Annotated in this window: 14 protein-coding genes; 10 read left to right on the forward strand and 4 right to left on the reverse strand. The window is 47.0% G+C overall.

Translation table 11 applies throughout. The features are described from left to right. The first annotated feature begins 2 nt into the window (after positions 1-2). Positions 3-689 (forward strand): response regulator transcription factor, encoded by a 687-nt coding sequence (locus PPM_RS01840; protein WP_014599406.1) that lies wholly within the window; start codon positions 3-5, stop codon positions 687-689. Further along, a complete protein-coding gene (locus PPM_RS01845; RefSeq protein WP_013369005.1) occupies positions 686-2182 on the forward strand; it encodes a sensor histidine kinase in 1497 nt (498 codons plus the stop codon). The genes PPM_RS01840 and PPM_RS01845 overlap by 4 nt, the downstream gene beginning before the upstream one ends. Positions 2183-2265: 83 nt before the next feature. Here the strand turns inward: PPM_RS01845 and PPM_RS01850 are convergent, their stop codons facing one another. Next, on the reverse strand, positions 2266-6552 hold the full coding sequence (locus PPM_RS01850; RefSeq protein WP_013369006.1) for a S8 family serine peptidase: 4287 nt from the start codon (positions 6550-6552) through the stop codon (positions 2266-2268). A gap of 362 nt (positions 6553-6914) precedes the next feature. Here PPM_RS01850 and PPM_RS01855 point away from each other — a divergent pair, with 362 nt between their 5' ends. Continuing rightward, entirely contained in the window at positions 6915-7850 is a 936-nt protein-coding gene (locus tag PPM_RS01855) for a manganese-dependent inorganic pyrophosphatase (protein ID WP_013369007.1), read from the forward strand. Between the two features lie 62 nt (positions 7851-7912). Here PPM_RS01855 and PPM_RS01860 read toward each other — a convergent pair whose 3' ends face one another. From PPM_RS01860 to PPM_RS01870, 3 genes are all read right to left on the reverse strand, one after another. Beyond that, positions 7913-8836 (reverse strand): alpha/beta hydrolase, encoded by a 924-nt coding sequence (locus PPM_RS01860; protein WP_051507721.1) that lies wholly within the window; start codon positions 8834-8836, stop codon positions 7913-7915. Beyond that, a complete protein-coding gene (locus PPM_RS01865; protein ID WP_013369009.1) occupies positions 8833-9372 on the reverse strand; it encodes a MarR family winged helix-turn-helix transcriptional regulator in 540 nt (179 codons plus the stop codon). The genes PPM_RS01860 and PPM_RS01865 overlap by 4 nt, the downstream gene beginning before the upstream one ends. A gap of 111 nt (positions 9373-9483) precedes the next feature. Beyond that, positions 9484-10446, reverse strand: coding sequence for an RNA ligase family protein (locus PPM_RS01870; protein ID WP_080567848.1), 963 nt, complete (start codon positions 10444-10446; stop codon positions 9484-9486). A 193-nt stretch (positions 10447-10639) separates the two neighbouring features. Here PPM_RS01870 and PPM_RS01875 point away from each other — a divergent pair, with 193 nt between their 5' ends. From PPM_RS01875 to PPM_RS01905, 7 genes are all read left to right on the forward strand, one after another. Then, complete coding sequence (locus PPM_RS01875) at positions 10640-10915, forward strand: GNAT family N-acetyltransferase (protein WP_013369011.1); 276 nt, start codon at positions 10640-10642, stop codon at positions 10913-10915. 287 nt (positions 10916-11202) lie between these two features. Beyond that, positions 11203-11769, forward strand: coding sequence for a DUF420 domain-containing protein (locus PPM_RS01880; protein WP_013369012.1), 567 nt, complete (start codon positions 11203-11205; stop codon positions 11767-11769). 184 nt (positions 11770-11953) lie between these two features. Then, positions 11954-13228: an ABC transporter substrate-binding protein gene (locus tag PPM_RS01885; protein WP_013369013.1), complete on the forward strand. Its 1275-nt coding sequence runs from the start codon at positions 11954-11956 to the stop codon at positions 13226-13228. Between the two features lie 64 nt (positions 13229-13292). After that, positions 13293-14174, forward strand: a complete 882-nt coding sequence (locus PPM_RS01890; protein WP_013369014.1) for a carbohydrate ABC transporter permease — start codon at positions 13293-13295, stop codon at positions 14172-14174. Next, positions 14174-15064 (forward strand): carbohydrate ABC transporter permease, encoded by an 891-nt coding sequence (locus tag PPM_RS01895; protein WP_025674445.1) that lies wholly within the window; start codon positions 14174-14176, stop codon positions 15062-15064. The genes PPM_RS01890 and PPM_RS01895 overlap by 1 nt, the downstream gene beginning before the upstream one ends. Positions 15065-15114: 50 nt before the next feature. Next, positions 15115-16941 (forward strand): protein O-GlcNAcase, encoded by a 1827-nt coding sequence (locus tag PPM_RS01900; protein ID WP_013369016.1) that lies wholly within the window; start codon positions 15115-15117, stop codon positions 16939-16941. 95 nt (positions 16942-17036) lie between these two features. Then, positions 17037-18578, forward strand: coding sequence for a DUF4127 family protein (locus tag PPM_RS01905; protein WP_013369017.1), 1542 nt, complete (start codon positions 17037-17039; stop codon positions 18576-18578). Position 18579 lies beyond the last annotated feature (1 nt).

Consider the following 18579-nt stretch of genomic DNA (forward strand, 5'->3'; position numbering starts at 1 on the left):
TAATGAATCCAATACACGGAGTTAAGATTATGCTGGCGGACGACGAGCCTCATATTTTGCAATTTTTAGAGCTTGGACTGATTAATGAAGGATATGAAGTCAGAACCGCCGAGAACGGGAGTGATGCACTCGATCTGGCAAGAGAGTTTCGTCCGCATGTAGCGGTGCTGGATGTAATGATGCCTGAAATGAACGGATTTGAGGTATGCCAAAGTCTCAAGGAGACAGAGGATAACATCGCAGTTATTATGCTGACCGCCAAGGATGATGTGGACGATCGGGTAAAAGGGCTCAAGCTCGGCGCGGATGATTATATCGTTAAGCCCTTCAGTTTTAATGAGCTGCTGGCTCGTATTGAGGCGCGTTTGCGAAATCAGTTCCCTGACCTGTTGGGGGAAGTGGTTCACGGACCCTTTCAAGTGGATGATCGACGAAAGGAGATTCGCTATCAGAGTCAGGTGCTGGAGCTATCGCCTACCGAATACGAACTATTGAAGTTTTTGGTGTTAAACCATGGAATCGTGCTGAGTAAAAGTCGTATTCTGGACCGAGTCTGGGGGTATGACTTTGGGGGCGAGGATAATATTGTGGAAGTGTACATTCGCTCCTTGCGAGAAAAACTCAAAGATAAGGAGCATCGGGTCATTCGGACGCTGCGTGGTGTTGGGTACCGAGTGGATCTGTTATGAAGGCGGGGAGGAAAAAACGGAGAAAATATGTGCTTCGTTCTCTCCGGTCCCAGCTTTTGGCCAGAACCTTACTCATTTTGGCATTGCTGCTGGTGTTGATCGGTTTTCTCCAATACTTTCTAATGAAAGATTTTCTGTATCGCAGTCGAGCAGACGCTATGAATACACAGCTGAATTCAATTCCTGTCGACTTATTGATTAAGGATTCACAGGAAAATAGTGGGGATGGAATCGCCGCTCCCCAAGATGATACCAATCGGAGAGGTAATCGACCGGGGCCGTTTCTGTTTTGGCCGGATATGTCGCTTGCTTCTATAGGTATAGACGGCACCTTTCAGAGCTTGTCCAACGAAAATGGGCTTAAACCGCCGCGCCTCACCACTCAGCAGTATCAAGCAATGCAGCAGAGCAAGCGTATGCGTCACGGCTATCAATTAATTACGGATGCACAGGGAAAAGAGCAGCTGGTTGTATTTCGCCCGCTCGGTCCACCAGACCGTTCGTCAGGGTTACTGCAAATGGGCGTATCTACGAATTCCATGCAAGAGCAGCTGATTAATCAACTCCGCACCTTTATTTTATTGTCTCTGATTGCACTTGCGATTGGTTTGGCGCTTATGCTTCCTGTGCTTCGCCGCACATTGGTGCCCCTTTCCAGAATGGTCGAGGCAGTCAAACGTATTGATGCGGGCAATTTGGACGAGCGCTTTGACGCAGAGCAGGGTCAGTATGAGGTAGATCGCCTGGCAGTTTCATTTAATGGAATGTTGGAGCGGCTGGAGCATTCTTTTGCTGCCGAGCGGGAATTGCAGATGCAAATGCGACGATTTATTGCGGATGCTTCTCATGAACTGCGTACCCCGCTCACATCCATCCATGGGTTTTTGGAAGTGCTGCTTCGTGGAGCAGCATCCAATCCGAAGCAGCTCCAATCAGCACTAGAAAGTATGTATGGTGAATCCAAGCGCATGAACAAGCTTGTCTCTGATTTGCTATTGTTGGCTAAGCTGGACCGAACACCGGAGTTGAAGCTAGAAGATATATCGCTAGATGCATTGCTGCTGGAAATGAAGCCACAGCTCCTTATGCTGGCAGGCACACGTAAGGTATTTTTTGATATGACGGCAGGTGTTCGGGTATTGGCAGAAGGCGATAAGATCAAACAGGTCGTACTTAACCTGTTTCACAATGCTGTTCAACATACCGATATGGAGCAGGGCGTGATCCATGTCAACTTATCGGCTGGTAAGAAGCTGGCAGATATTCAAATTCGTGATAATGGACCCGGCATGGGGAAGGAACAGCTGGAGCGGATATTTGAGCGATTTTATCGTGGAGATGAATCGCGTACACGCAGCTCAGGCGGAGCGGGCCTTGGTCTGGCTATTACGAAATCAATCGTGGAAGCACACGGAGGGAGCATTACAGCTGAAAGTACACTGGGAACGGGAAGTATATTTAAAGTAACGCTGCCTTTAGCAGGAACAGTATAGTATCGCAGATTATGGTCTAACATAAGAATAGCCCCCCGAACCGCGACTTTGGTTAAATAACGGCTCGGGGGGCTTTGTAATTGTTAGTTTATGAGTGCAGCTTTTTGTAAGAGCACATGCAGTACTTTGGCAGATGCCTCACGTGTTGTAGGTGCATTCGGTTGGAAGTAGGAAGAGCCTTTAATCGTGGCTCCGTTAATAATACCTGCCGCACTTACTTTTTCAATACTGTCCTTGGCATAGCCTGCAAAGGATGAAGTATCATGGTATGGTGTGCGTGCAGGACCATCGGCTGCTGTTTTGATTTGAAGCAAGTCTACTGCTTTGCCCAGCACAACAGCAATTTCTTGACGACTGATATTTGCTTGCGGATCAAACTTGTCGTTGTTGCGACCTGTAATCAATCCGGCCCCATAAGCGGCCGCCACATCCCCGGCATACCAGCTACCTGCCGGAATATCACTAAATGGTGCAGCAGTACCTGGTGTCAGGCCAAGTGCCCGGGTGACCAAGACTGCAAATTCTGCACGCGTCACGTTTTGCTTCGGTGAGAATTTCGTGTCGGTTGTGCCGTTAATGAGCAATTTATTTGCAAGCGATTGAATTTCGGATTGGGCATACGACGATGAAATATCTTCAAAGCTAACAGGTCGTGTCGCCGCTGCATACGTCGAGAAGCCCGGACGGCTTACCTTAACGACGGTAGATCCATCAACTTGCTTGGTGAAGACGGATGGGACGGGATAGACATTTCCGTTCGCTGTATAGAGCACACCGGCTGTATTAGGATCAATTTGACCAGGTACGGTAAAGGATCGGCTAATAAATTGTCCTGGCGCAACTTTGAGCGGTTGGCTCTTACCGCCAGTGATTACGTTGGCCTCAAACCCTACCGGGGTGCCGATCACATTCGAGCCTTTAAGCTTGCTTGTAAATGTGCCGCTCGCCTCTGCTTGGCTACTGATGACCACTTCAATGCCCGCACCTTCAGGTGCATTTTTTAGAACAGATACTGGCAATGCCAGGGAAGAACCTGTATTACTCACAACCAGGCTGCTTCCTGCTGCGGCTTTGCCCAGCGTTGCCAGCTGTGACGAAGTGAGTGATGCTTTAGTCGTTTGGCCTGCTTGGCTAGTAGCCGACAATACAATAGCTGTCGGACTGGAGCCAGCTGTTGCCACAGCAGCCTGCAGGTCTGCATCAGCTACTGTCAGTGACTGTACATTATTGTTTAACGCAACGGCTGTAGGCACAGCTTTTACAGCTTGTCCTTGCTTCACTACGCTTTGCAGTGAAGGTGCAGATGTAGCGACAGGGGTGGATGTATTCGTTGCAGCAGAAGGTGTAGTATTGCTTCTGCCGCCACCTCCACCCCCTCCGCCGCCACTACTACCACCGGATGGGGCACTATTATCCACACGGATCGATTTAGTGGCAGTGAACAGTTTAGGACCATCGGTATTGCGTTCGACTTCTCCCTTTTCATTCAGTTCTGGAGAGCTGACTTCCAGCTTGTACACGCCATCCTTCAAGTGCTGAATAACAGGCTGACCGTTAGCATCCAGAACAGGCTTGCCATTGTCATCAAATTCAACGTAACTTCCGTTAATCCCCTTGAAGGAATATGCGCCTTGTTTGAGGCGAGCGTTAGCACCTTGTTCCTTGGTAGTGGCAATCCCATCAATCAGACCGATCAGCTTATCATCTAATCCATATACATAGAGCGCGATCTGATTGGTTTTATCTGTGGTCAGACGGAAAGTCAAATCTGTTGTGCGCTGCGCACCTGTGCGATTTGGGTAAATAATCGGGTTCGTGAAACTCAGGTCCTGCAAGCCGAAGCCTGTCGTTGGATTTTCTTTGCCGACATGCACAACGAACGGAAGATGAAGTGTTGGCTGTCCAGCGCTTTTAAGAATAACCTCTCCTTCATATACACCAGTAGCTGCATTCGCACTTGGTTGTACAGACAGGAAGAACGGTTGCGATTTGCCCGGTTCTGCCGAGATGGCTCCATTCGCGCCAATACCCTGCAACTGAACGCTAATATTGCTCACATCGGGGGTAGCAATAGGCTTAGTCGGATCAGAGGTGACATTATCATGTAAAACGTAGCTGGCTTCATACTGCACAGGGTTTGCGGACAAGTTTTTGAGTTGAAGCTGGATCTGCTTCGCATCACTACCAGGTCGTAACAGCCCGAAGCTGGCGGAAGGATTATAATTCACAACCTCCTGCCGATTAAAGTTCTTGTCAAGAATCGTAATCTTTTCAACGGTTTCCAGCAGGGCTGGAGTCTGAATCGCATTCGCAATGTTTACAAGACCCGCACCTTGGGAATACACATCATATTGAGTTTTATCCTCATTAAAGAGTGTAACCGAAGTGTTTGCCAGAGCAGCGCGGATATCAAACGGTGTCCAGTTCGGATGCTGCTGCTTCAGCAGCACGGCAAGTCCAGCCACATGCGGAGATGCCATACTCGTTCCGTTGCTGCGTTTGTAAGCTTGCTCATAGGATGCATCTGGATAGAACTTGGCGAAGGCAGGGTACGTTGACATAATGCCAACCCCTGGTGCGCTCACGTCTGGCTTGATGCTCAGCAGTTCATCGCCATTTGGTCCGCGGGAGCTAAATCCGGCCATGGTATTACCAGGATTGTCAGTACGACGATACTCTTCACCAAAAGTAATAAAGAATTTTTGTTTGTGGTTTTGGCTTTCAATGATTTGTCTTGCCAGTGCTCTACCTTCTTTTCCTGTCATGTCAAAGGTAGGAATATAATCTACATTGTCTCCTTGATTCGAATTAATGTAACCGTCGTAACCAGGGATAGCTTCACTCAGATTGGCTTGTGTACTGTCGCTAGATTTCGCTTGACCATTAAAAATAATAATAGCCTTTGCACCATTTAGTTGTGCGTTCGCGATTTTATCTACGAAGCCCAAGACGCCACGCGATACGACCACAACCTTACCTTTTACATCTTTAGAAGTGAAATCATCTGGATATCCCAAGTTGGCATAAACTAATTCCAATGGTTCTGTCCCCAAAATAGAAGAAAAATCCTCGTGAAATGTTTGCCAACCCATCATGTTAAAATTGTAATAGGTATCTGATGTAACTGTTATCGGCTTTTCATCATCACCATAGGTTACAAGATTGACAGATGCTTTATTGGAATAGCTGTGGCTCGGTGAAGTGGCTGCACCAACGGAAATCGCCAGCTGAGATGTTGCGGGAGAACCCATGGAGTAAAAATAGGGCCCTTGTTGTGCAGCGTTACCGTTTGCGATGACCGCGACTACCCCGGAAAGTACCGCATTATTGATGGCAATGGCGTCTGGGGAGTTGGGATCCTTTTCAGAATCCGAGCCTAGCGACAGGTTGATGACGTTCATGCCATCTTTGACAGCACGTTCTATACCGTCAATGACCTGTGCCGAGGAACCGGAGGAACGACCGGTCTTGGTATTGCGTCCAAGCACCTTATATACGTATAAGTCCGATTTATAGGCAATCCCTTTTTGTACAATATCTGAGGATTTATTCGCGGCTTTCCCGGCAATTGTACCGGAGACGTGAGTACCATGTGTCGTTCCACTAAAACCTGTGCCGTATGGATCATTCTCTTTTTCAAGGAACGGTTCCTCGTAGGGGTCGTTGTCCTGTTCAAAAGAGTCATAACCGCCTTTGTAGGCTTCTTTCAAATCCGGATGCTCATAATCGATACCGGTATCAATAACCCCGACCTTGATTCCCTCGCCATTCAATCCTTTGGCCCAGGCTTCAGGAACACCAATTTGGTCCAGTGGCGCATTGTCATAAGTGGCTTCGTTGGCTGTAAGTGTTGGCGGGTCCTGCACGGGGATAGAATAATATGTTTTGTTTTCGTGAATGGATTTAACGCCTGGTAGTTTAGCCAATTCTGGAATTTTATTGGCTGGCACTGTAACCTCCAGTCCGTTAAGCACCGTGTTGTACTGGTAATTTACTTGAAGAGAAATACCGTGCTCAGCGGCTTGGTCTACGAACGTGGTTTGCTCGGTGGCGATCGCAGATTCGGCTTTTTGCTCGGATTGAGCGGTGAAAGCTTTAGCGCTTGAACGTGCTGCATATTTGTCCACTGCTAGGGGCTCACCATCAAGCTGCACGATGACTCTGACCTGACGGGAGGAGTCTGTACTCAGCTCAGGTGAGATAAAGGCCGGAGCCGCCTCAATAGTTAATGCTTCCTGAGCTTTTAAAAATGAATTGATTTGTAGATCTGCGGTAGCGGCAGAACTGAAAGACGGCAGAGATAAGCTTACCGTCAAGGCAAGAGCGAGTGATACGACAGGTATTTTTTGCAAAATGATCGGCTTTTTCAAATATTTCCCTCTTTTCAATCAAAATATGATATCTCTACATACTAGGATTTGAAGCCACTGCCGTTGTTCTCACGCCTCCCTTAATATCTAAAATAATAGAATTGACCACTGGTGACTAACTTGCCAGTTTTGAGGCATATCTTACCATATTGGTGGGATATATTACTATATGTTTTTTATATTTTTAGAAAAAATAAGGTTAACTTCACATGTAGATTCCATGGAAATGTTATGAATTTACTAGATTATTTTTGAAATCAATCGTAGGGGAATGGGAGAATGCAAGATTTAATGATATAATCTGCATTGGAATTGTTGAGGTTACACAATCACGTAAAATGCTTAAGGTGAAGGAGTCGATTATGTTGGCAAAAACATTGATTTTCGGGCATAAAAATCCGGATACGGATACCATTTGCTCAGCTATTGCTTATGCAGACTTGAAAACCAAACTGGGCGCCGACGTAGAGCCGGTTCGTCTGGGAGAGGTTAACGGGGAAACGCAGTATGCGCTGGATTATTTCAAAGTGAGCGCGCCGCGTCTGGTTGAGCAGGTTGCTACTGAAACAGACAGCGTCATTCTGGTCGATCATAATGAACGCCAGCAAAGCGCAACGGACATTGACAAGGTGCGCGTAACTGAAGTCATCGATCACCACCGGATCGCTAACTTTGAAACAAGCCAGCCGCTGTACTTCCGCGCTGAGCCAGTAGGTTGCACAGCCACCATTTTGAACAAACTCTACAAGGAAAACGGTGTAGCCATTCCCAAAGAAATCGCAGGTCTGATGTTGTCCGCGATTATTTCCGATTCCTTGTTGTTCAAATCCCCGACCTGCACAGATCAGGACGTAGCCGCTGCCCGCGAACTGGCCGAAATTGCTGGTGTAGATGCAGATCGTTACGGTTTTGACTTGCTTAAAGCGGGTGCTGATTTGAGTGGTCACACGATTGAGCAGTTAGTAAGCTTGGACGCAAAAGAATTCCAGATGAATGGACGCAAAGTGGAAATTGCACAAGTGAACGCAGTAGACGTAAACGATGTGCTGTCCCGTCAAGCTGATTTGGAAGCTGCATTAGCCCAAACCATTGCAGCTAAAAATCTTGATCTGTTCTTGTTCGTCGTAACAGACATTGTGAACAGTGATTCCATTGGTATTGCGCTGGGAAGCCAAGCCCAAGCAGTTGAAAAAGCCTACAATGTACAGTTGGATGACAACAAAGCTGTTCTGAAAGGTGTCGTATCGCGCAAATCGCAAATTGTGCCTGTATTGACAGAAGCTTTTAACAGTTTGTAATGATATAAAATAAGCCTCCTGAACCCGACTGCATGAAGGCAGTGGTAGCAGGAGGCTTATTTTTATTTCCTCAGATCTTCCAGAACGTCCTCGATACGAAATTCAAATGCCAATTTCAACTGGTCGCTCATCAGGTGCCAGGCACTTTCAGCTACAGCGAGATCCCCGCTATGAGTAAAAGCATGTGCGGCACCCATGTATTTCTTATACATTACGGGTACATCCGCTTCAATCAGCCGCTTGGCATACAACTCAGCTTCATCAGCCAAGGAGTCCAGCTCGGCCGTTATGATCAGCGCAGGAGGGAGATCATGTAGCGATTCTGCATAAATAGGAGAAGCCAACGGATTTCGCGCCTCATCTGGCGAGCGCAAATAGCTTTCATTGAAGATTTTTGCCACGCGAGGCGGAATCGCCTTCTCAAATTGAGGCTTCAGCTTGGGATCTGTAGCGATATCCAGTGAAGGGTAATCCAGCACCTGATACACAATCGGGAATTCCTTGCGATCTCGGGCCATAAGGCACAGTGCTGCTGCAAGATTACCTCCTGCGCTATGTCCGCCGACCGCAATGCGTTGGGGATCGATGTTCAGCACGTTAGGATGCTTGTACACCCATTGGGTCACATCATAGCTTTCCTGTAGCGGAATAGGGAATTTGTGCTCCGGGGCCAAGCGATAATCGACATTAACGACGACGCAATTCGCACGTTCGGCAATGACCGGGCACCAGGGGTCATCCATTTCAGCGCTGCCCATAATGAATCCGCTACCATGAAAATTGACGAATACGGGGAGTGGATCAGCAGACCTGAGGGAAGGCTCATATACAATCACCCTGGAATCACCTACAGAGGTGGGAATCATCTTCCCTGTCCGATGTACTTTAGGAGAATGCGAAGGTTTAAAATCGGATGCTGTTATCATCCGGCCAGCCGATCTGCGGGCAAGTTTGACGAACAGAGTTTGTCTCAGTCTTCGCACTATTTGTCTTCCTCCTCTCTGAGGGCACTGGGGGTGGTTAGACGCGAACCTTTAACATCTTCAAAAGCATCTCGTACGCGTGACAAATAGGTCTGAAACTGGCAGAGTTCCGCTTCAGTAAAGTCTGACATCAGACGTGAAGCCAGCCCTATAAAAAAAGGGTCCATCTGCTGAATTTTACTTCTTCCTTTATCATTCAGGGAAACAAACACTCCCCGCTTGTCATTGGGATCGTCGTATTTATTAATGAATCCTTCTTGTTCAAGAGAAATGACCATAGAACTGATTGCTGCTCGGCTGACACCCATCTTTTCAGCTAAAGCAGAAGGAGAGGACATTTCATCTCTTTGCGCAGAAAGTACACAAAGTGCAATATATTGCCCGTAGGAGAGACCAAATTCACGCGAACGTTTTTCCATATTTTTTCTTATTTCGTACGTTATAGAAAATAAATCTACCAAAACACCAATCGGCTTATTGCCACCTGGAAATAGATTATAGGCCAGTTGACGAATTTCGGAGTCCAAAAAAAAGAACATGCGATCCACCTCGATGTAGTTAATTAGTTAACTGTAATTTAATTAACCACTGGTTGCAATGATTTATACAAACTTTGTTCTGCATTTTTTTGAAAAAGTATCGGCAAAACGTCACTTCCAAGGTCCGATGCACTGTTCAATACCTTGATCCACAAGAGCTTGGATGGAGGGCTGACGCAAGGTACGTCCTTCTTGCCATCGCCATTCACTATATTGAATCTTGGCGGTAAACATGGGCTTTACCCAAAATGCGTCTTGATGCCGATCCGGTTTATTAATAAAAGGTCGCTCCGATATGGTATGTGGCAAGAGGCGCTCGGTTAGCTGACGCCAATCTCCACGAGTCAGCTTACCTGTCCCCACGTGCCCGATATAGCGCAGCATTCCTTGTCTATCATACTGGCCCAGCAATACAGCGTTGATAACGCCTCCGTTTAGGGTATAGCCACCGATAACGGCAATGATATCACCATAATTTTTGACCTTGACCCATCGTCTGTCCTGTCCGCCCAATGTGTATGGACTATCCAGTTTTTTGCACACAATACCTTCCATTCCTTGGCTGCACATAACCTGAAATAGAGCTTGTCCATCAGGATGAGCGGGAGCCAGTTGGATCCGTTCATTCGGTATGATGATCTGATGCAGCAGTTCAAGCCTTTCCTGTAACGGTTTGCGATGAACCCATTCCCCATTTAGATAAACAATATCGAACAACATGTAAGTAGCGGGTACGGCTGTATAGGCTGCCTGAATTCGATCCGTCCGGCGAATCAGATCCCGGCGCATAATTTCATGGAACGACGGTTTACCGTCGGCACCAAGTGCGATCATCTCCCCGTCCAGTATGACTGAATCTGCCCTGCAGTAGGAGGAGAAGTGGGCAAGCTCCGGATACAATAGCGTTCGTTCATGCTGCTTGCGATTGAACAGACGCGTGCTGCCCTGATCGTGATACGTTAAAATTCTTGTACCGTCCCATTTTATTTCGTAACGCCAAAGGCCTACATCTACAGGGACTTTTTCGCTCAGTTCTGGTTCAAACGGGATGACAGGCTTCATTTCCGTACCCAACACAGCACCTCCCTTTACCTTAATTGGAATAAATATAGTGTCGACGATAGTTCTTTTTTTATGTATGTGATGTTTCGTCGTCCCCTAAATAGGGGAATGATAAGGATATCTAGCGTGGGCATCAAGTGATTGCAGTACTCGTTCGCATGGAGTTGTACCGGCATTTTCTTCAGTCAGAAAGGGGATTGGTCTCATGAGACAAATTCGCGAGGAAGACCATGCAGTAGTCATGGTGGATGATGGACAGGTAGTTGCAGAAGTAGGTTATAAATCCGTAGATGACCACTCTTTGGTCATTGACCATACATTTGTATCCGAGCAGTTACGGGGTCAAAAAATTGGCAAGGAGCTTATCGACAAAGTTGTTGCTATGGCAAGGGAACAGCATAAAAAGGTGATCCCTGCTTGCTCGTACGCGCTGGCTCTGTTCAAGCGTCATCAGGAATACAGTGACGTCTGGCAGCAATAGATATGATATCATGGCAGCGTATTGCATAGCCGACACAACACCGGAGTGGGGAACGATCCCTTTTCGGTGTTTTTTTATGTGTATAAAGCTTGTAAAATGAATGCATTCTACCGTTGATATGGGGAGATAAGAGCGATTCCCAAATGATGAAGCATATTTTCAGGAGAATCGCTGTGAAATTGTTCATACTGTTGTCACTTCACAGGCTATCTATGAGTTCTATATAATATATTATGGTTATGACCGCAAAAATAACGAAAACCTGAATTTAAACGAAGGAGACGCTCATGATGAATAAAGCGAGTGAGGACAAGCAGTACGTTCCAACGAGCAATCGTAATTTTACAGCCTTGATTATCACCGTTTCCATTATAGCCAATGTGATTATTTTGCTGCTGTTCTTTTCGCCGATCGGATACCAGGGGAGTGTTAGTTTTGATCTCACTATTTTCCCAAGGTTGAATGCGATTTTTAACAGCTTCACATTTATTTTCCTGGTGGCTGCATTGGTTGCGATTTTCAAGAAAAACATTAAGGTGCATAAAACCTTTATTCTGCTGGCCTTCGCCAGTACCGTTTTGTTTTTATTTTCCTACCTAACCTTCCATTACATTTCGCCGGAAACTGCAAAATATGGTGGTGTGGGTATCCTGCGGCCGATTTACTTTACGCTGTTGATTTCGCACAGTATACTGGCTGCGATTATCGTACCGCTGGCGCTATTCACAGTTGTATGGGGATGGACGATGCAGGTAGCAAAACATCGTAAAATTGCCCGTTGGACGATGCCTATTTGGCTATATGTGAGCTTGACTGGGGTTTTGGTGTACGTTTTCATGGCTCCATATTATTAATAGATGTCAATCCTCTGTAGGTTGATTTGGAAAACATGGCGTCTCTGTTGAAGAGGCGTCTTTTTTGTATCCAATAAAAGAAAAATTATTCCTTCTAAATTTATTTTATTGAAAAAATGTTCCTTCTATAACGGTATTTCTGTTATAATTTACCTTAATCAACTAAGAACAAGGGGGTCACCATGTGACAAAGAAAGCGAAAGGCAGGTTACGGTTGCTTGTATCTATGCTGGCACTGGTTGTACTGCTGAGCGGCTGCGGTGGCGGAGGCTCAAAGCCGGAAAAGGTAGACGGAGGGAAAGTGACACTGCAATTTTGGACCATTGCGCTACAACCTACATTTACCCCGTATTTTAATCGGGTCATTGCCGATTATGAGCAGAAGAACCCTAATGTCAAAATTGATTGGAAGGATTACCCGTATGATGCAGTGACCAATAAGTTATTGACGAGTATTGCTAGCAACAGCAGCCCGGATGTAGTGAATCTCAATACGGAATTTGCTAGCCAAATGGGCTCTAAGGGTGCTGTTGTTGATATGAATGAACACTTGTCGCCCGAGGAAAAGGCTGCTTATTTCGAGGGTATTTATAATTCTACGGTTATTAACGGTAAAGCTTATGCACTACCCTGGTATACCGGCACGGAAGTACTTTACATGAATACAAAGCTGGTTAAAGCTGCTGGATTGGACCCTGCTCATCCGCCCAAAACACGGGGGGAATTGTCAGAATGGGGCCGCCAAATCAATAGAAAAATCGGTAAGGCTGGCTATGCTCAGCAGCTCGTATCCAAGCTTTTTGCGGTTGACGGTATTCCCATACTAAATAAAGAGAAGACAGCAGCTGCATTCAACACTCCAGACGCAGTCACCATGATTGATAATCTAAAAAAACAGATGGAAGATGGTGTCGTGCTCAAGGAAGATGCTGATTTTTCACAGCAAGTGAAATATTATGCCAGCGAACAGGTTGCCTTTGAGCTGGCAGGTCCGACGTTCATCAATTTTATCAAAACGGCGGCGCCGGACGTATATAAGAATACGATTGCTGTTCCCGTCCCAACCGGCAAAGCTGATGTGCGGCTCTCCAACTCTATGGACCTGGTCGTACCTACTAAGTCTGCACATATAGACGAGGCGGTGAAATTTGCTGTTTTCTTAACAAATGCTGAGAGTCAAACGGCTTTTTCTAAAGAGGCCAATACCCTACCTTCCACGAAAGAATCCATTAAAGACTCGTATTTTACTCAGTCTGACCAATCATTAGAAGCACAAGCCAAGGTAGTATCTGCACAAAGCTTGGATAAGGCGACAGATTATATGGTCGGTGTGCCTAATGCCAAGGATGTGAACAGCGCGATCGCGCGAGCCTTGCAAAATATTTTATTGAACGGAAGAGATACGAAGGAGACGCTTACTGCCCTGGAGCAGGAAGTAAACGATATTTTAAAGCAATAGGTATGACAGGGGAGTAATGCGAATACTCCCCTGTTCATTTATCAAAATCAGGTGGTGATGCAGCATGATCAAATGGTTGAGGTCGGAGTCCTTTACGGCCTGGGCCTTTATGACGCCGGGACTGTTATTGCTTGCCGTCTTTGTATTTTGGCCTATTATTTACAGCATTCCGCTGGCATTGACGGACTACTCTGTCATATCAGATACCCATTTTGTCGGCTTGGATAATTTTGAAGCAGCGTTTAAGGACCGTAACTTTCTTATTTCGATTTGGAATTCATTGTTATACGTGCTCATTGTCCCCTTTCTTCAACTTTTCTCTATCCTGATGGCTGTGCTGGTGAACAGCCGTATCCCTGGAATTAAAATATTTCGTACGACCTACTACATCCCTGTTGTGACTTCGATGGTAGCTGTGGCCTTAATTTGGAGTTGGCTGTTGGGCAATAACAGCGTAGTGAACTATTTGCTTATACAAGCAGGTTTGATAAGCAAAGACATACACTGGCTATCGGACAGTAATTTAGCCTTGTATGTACTGATGTTCATCACGATGTGGAAGGGACTCGGGTATTATATGATGCTCTATCTGGCAGGATTACAAAACATTCCTCATGATCTATACGAAGCCGCTAGGGTGGACGGAGCAAGTCGATGGCGTTTGATTATTCATATTACGCTTCCGCTGCTAAAACCTTACGTTTTATTCTGTACCCTCATATCGCTTATGGCAGCTATTCGTGTTTTTGATGAGGTATATGTGTTAACCAAGGGTGGACCGGGAACGGCCACGTTGACATCCAGCTTGTATATTTTTCAAAAGGGGATGGAGCAGTTTAATTTTGGGTACGCTTCGGCACTTGGCTTAATTGTCGGTGCAATGATTGCAGTACTTAGTATTATCGTATTCCGATTCAATAGGAAAGGCGGTGTCAATCCCTATTGATGAATCTACAGAATGATAAAATGCTACACTCGTCTCTTCCTAAAAAGGAGAGCAGTCGCATCATGCGTAGTCTTGGTCGAGTGCTCAGAATGACGATAATGTATTTGCTTTTAGTGCTGCTAGCCCTCTTTTTAATGGGACCGTTTCTATGGCTGCTTAGTGTATCCCTCATGCCAGGCCGTAATATTTTCTCAACGCCGCCTGCGATCTTCCCGACCTTTATTGATTTCGACAACTATGTTCAGGTGTGGCAGTTCATGGATTTTCCTAAATATATGCTGAATACAGTCATCATTACGGTATTGGGCGTTGTGCTCAATGTGATACTGGCCAGTTTGACGGGATATCCCCTGGCTGTATTTCGTTTTAAGGGTAAAAATGTGGTGTTTACGTTGCTGATTGCTACAATGATTATTCCTTCTTATACGGCATTTATTGTGCATTATCTGACCATTCAAGGACTTCACCTGGGCAATACATATATGGGTGTAGTGTTGCCTGGGGCAGTCTCTGTGTTCAACATTTTTCTAATGCGGCAGACGTTTATTCATATCCCCGCCGACGTGCGTGATTCGGGTAAAATGGACGGCGCTTCGGAGTTTCGAATCTGGTGGCAGTTGGTGCTTCCGCTGGTCAAACCGGCGCTTGCTGTGATTTCTCTGTTGGAGGCCATGTCGTTCTGGAACAGCTTCCTGTGGCCTATCGTTATTCTGAACGATACGGAGCTATACCCGCTGGCAGCTGCACTTACGTATCTCAATGGTCAGTTTGCTTATAATTTTGGCTGGATTGCTGCAGGCACAATGATTTCGGTATTGCCGATCATTATATTGTTCCTGTTCACACAGCGCTATTATATGGAAGGCTTGGCGGGAGCGGTAAAAGGATAATTAAGAAGTCTCGGCTACGGAGAGTCCGTAAATGGAAGGAGACGATTGCGATGGAACTGTCCAGAGGAATGCGGCCTAATTCGGGTGTAGGGCTAACACCGCAGGAGATTCAATATTATTTTCGTGATGTGTATGACAGTGGGGACAAACTGGTTATCTCTGAACCGAACCTGATCTGTGAACTGTCCTCGCGCTTCGCAATGAACCAGGAATATGAAGGTGCACTGGATCCCGAGGGACCGATCAGGCTCATTGCACCTCCGGGACCCGGTGTTCCGACTGAAACAAGGGGAAGCGTGCAGTTGGTACTTGAGTATGACAGAACGCTTACTGCAGATGGATATCGTTTGGACATTCAGAAGGAAGGTAGAATTGAAATCCATGCGTCCAATAAAAGAGGGCTCAAGTACGGCATGGATGCCCTGCATCTCCTGCTTCAAGTAGAACAGGAACGATGTACGCTACCGGTGATATCTATTCGAGATGAGCCTTCCTTTCCGGTCAGAGGAATCATTGAAGGCTTCTACGGAAAACCGTGGAGTTTCGCGGATCGGTTGGATGCCGTCCATTTTATGGCTGCGCATCGGATGAACACGTTCATGTACGCTCCCAAGGACGATCCATATCATCGTGAGCTATGGAGGGAACCGTACCCTGAGGAGACGTTTGCCCAGATCCGCGAATTAAAGGAAGCCTGTGAACGGCACGAGGTTGATTTTCATTATTGTATCAGTCCAGGGAATGACCTGAGTTTTGGCAGCGATGAAGATTTCCTCAAATTAACGGAAAAGCTGGCGGCCATGATGGCGATTGGCGTGCGCCATTTTTCTATATTAATGGATGACATTGATTATGTCCTTAAAGGAGAAAATCGACATTTGCTGGGCCGCTCGGGCCACGCCCATGTCTTTTTGACGAATAAGGTTCATACATGGTTGGCTGAACGGCTGCCTGAATTTACGCTGACAGTCTGTCCTTCGGAATATTGGTCCTATTGGGATACCGAATACAAAAAGGATTTCCGGGAGCGATTGCATCCGGAGATTAAGGTGTTCTGGACGGGATACTTTGTTTTTGCTCCACAGATTAGTCGCCAGCATGCTGCCGATAATCATGCGTTCTATAGGCATGATCTGTGGTTGTGGGATAACGTTCCGGTGAATGATTGTGACCATGATCGGTTATTCCTCGATCCACTGCGCGGACGGTATTCCGGTCTTCCAGATTGCGGACATACCGGCATGGTAGCCAACCCGATGAACCAGTGGGAGTGCTCCAAAGTGACGCTCATTACGATGTCCCACTATATGTGGAACAGTGAGCGGTATATGCCAGAGCTGTCCTGGGAATGGGCTGTGCGGGAGTTGGTGGGGGAGCATACAGATGAACTGATGTTTTTCTGTCGCCAAAACAAGAACAGCCGACTGGGCGGCAGCACGTATGAGGATGTGGACCTTGCTTTGCAAATGCGCGATATCCCTGCGCTGGATATATACTTCGAGCGGCTGCTTTACGTCGTGAGCGTCCTACAGAATATATCTGCCGATGATCCGGCGGCAGGCTTCGTGGCACAGGCTGCGCCTTGGCTGGAACGTGCCAAGTTGGACGTGAGCCTGTGGCAAGTGCTGCGCCAAGCTGCGCTCGGTAGCGAGCGCCAGAACGATGTGCAGTCGCTAGGAAATCTCATGCAGAGCGAAGCAACTGACGGACAAGAGCCGCCGCCTCTGACGGACGAGGTCGTGGACGAACTACGACGCAGTATTACGGCTTGCCTGGAAGCGGAGGCTCGGCTGGGGAGCAATCCGGCGATCCGTGCCGCCGTGCAGTGGGGCTATGTCGATCAGGATGAACAAGGCAAACATCGACTGATCTTGTGAGAATTTGTGATGGTTAAGAGACAAGGCAGCATAGCTGCCTTGAAAATTACCATTTGCCGTTAGGATAACGGTGATTTTCAGGAGAGGTGGAGCGTATGGTGAAGCCAAATACTCGATTACTTTTTGTGCCGCTTGATGAGCGGCCCTGTAATTATCAATTTCCTTACTTACTGGCACAGGGCACAGACCTTGAAATGGAGCGCCCTCCATTGGAATGGATGGGACAAAAGAAAACCCCTGGCGATACGACCAGACTATGGGCATGGCTCGAAGAACGTGCGGCGAGTGCTGATGGAGCTATTATTGCGATGGATACGCTGCTGTACGGGGGGATCGTACCCTCTCGGCTACACGGAATGTCAAGTGAGCAGGTCAGGAACAGGGCTAATCGTCTTCGCAGGTTAAAGCAACTATACCCGCAACTGACTCTGTATGCATTTCAATTGATTATGCGTTGTCCGCAGTACTCTTTAGCTGATGAGGAACCAGACTACTATGCTGATTGGGGCCGTGAGATATTCAGAAAGGGTTTCATTGAGCATCGTCAGGAGCTAGCGATCGCTACCGCAGAAGAGTTGCTGGAATTAGCGGACATCGATGAGCGTTTGCCTATAGAGATTTTGGATGATTATCTAGGGCGTCGCCGTGTGAATTTGGAAGCCAATCAAGTAGCACTGGAACTGGTAGCAGAAGGCGTGATTGATTTTATGATCATCCCACAGGATGATTCGGCTCCCTACGGCTATACCGCCAAGGATCAACAGCGGCTAAGGAGTCGTATTTCCGAGCTTGGGTTAGATTTGAAAGTATATATGTACCCGGGGGCAGACGAAGTGGGTTGTACGTTGCTAGCTCGTTGGGTGAATCAGACGAATCATGTAGTTCCACTGGTGTATCCTCGATTGTCTGCTTTGCAGGGAGCATTTGTAGTCCCGCTTTTTGAGGATCGTTATTTTTACGAGACGTTAAAGTATCAGATTATAGCGGCAGGTGGGCTGATTGCTTCCTCAGCAGCGGAGGCTGATTTGATTTTGCTGGCGAACACGCCCGGCGACACGATGGCAGAAGCTTCATCCCAGCAGCATGCGATGGCCGGATATGATGTACATCGGAATCTGGTAGAGCTGGTTGAGTACGGTGCTCATATGCAGCATCATACCAATAAAAATATTGCAATTGCGGATGTAGCCTACGCCAACGGCGCCGATCTCAAGCTACTTAGACTATTGAGGCAAAAGGGATTGCTATTTAAGCTGGCAGGCTATGCAGGCTGGAATACTAGTTCTAACACGCTCGGTACTGTCATTGCTCAGTCTATGCTTTATGTCCGCTATGGTCCTACGGAGGAACACCTGGATTTTCTGGGGCTACGCTACGCTGAGGATGCCTGTTATTGCGCCGTGGTACGTACAGCTATGAATAATGGAATTGTGGAGCAGATGGGTTTTAACAAGTTTATGCTCGATGGCTCTAGAGGGTCGGTAGCTGCAGTCATTCGCGGACGGCTGGAGCAGGCACTCGATGAATATGTAAACGGGCCGGAAGGTCGCGTGGAAATTACAGATTGCTACATGCCGTGGAACCGTACCTTTGAAGTTGGATTGACTGTACGGCATTATGCAGAGGGGAGGGAGTGAT

Source organism: Paenibacillus polymyxa M1 (assembly GCF_000237325.1).
GTDB classification, from domain to species: Bacteria; Bacillota; Bacilli; order Paenibacillales; family Paenibacillaceae; genus Paenibacillus; species Paenibacillus polymyxa_C.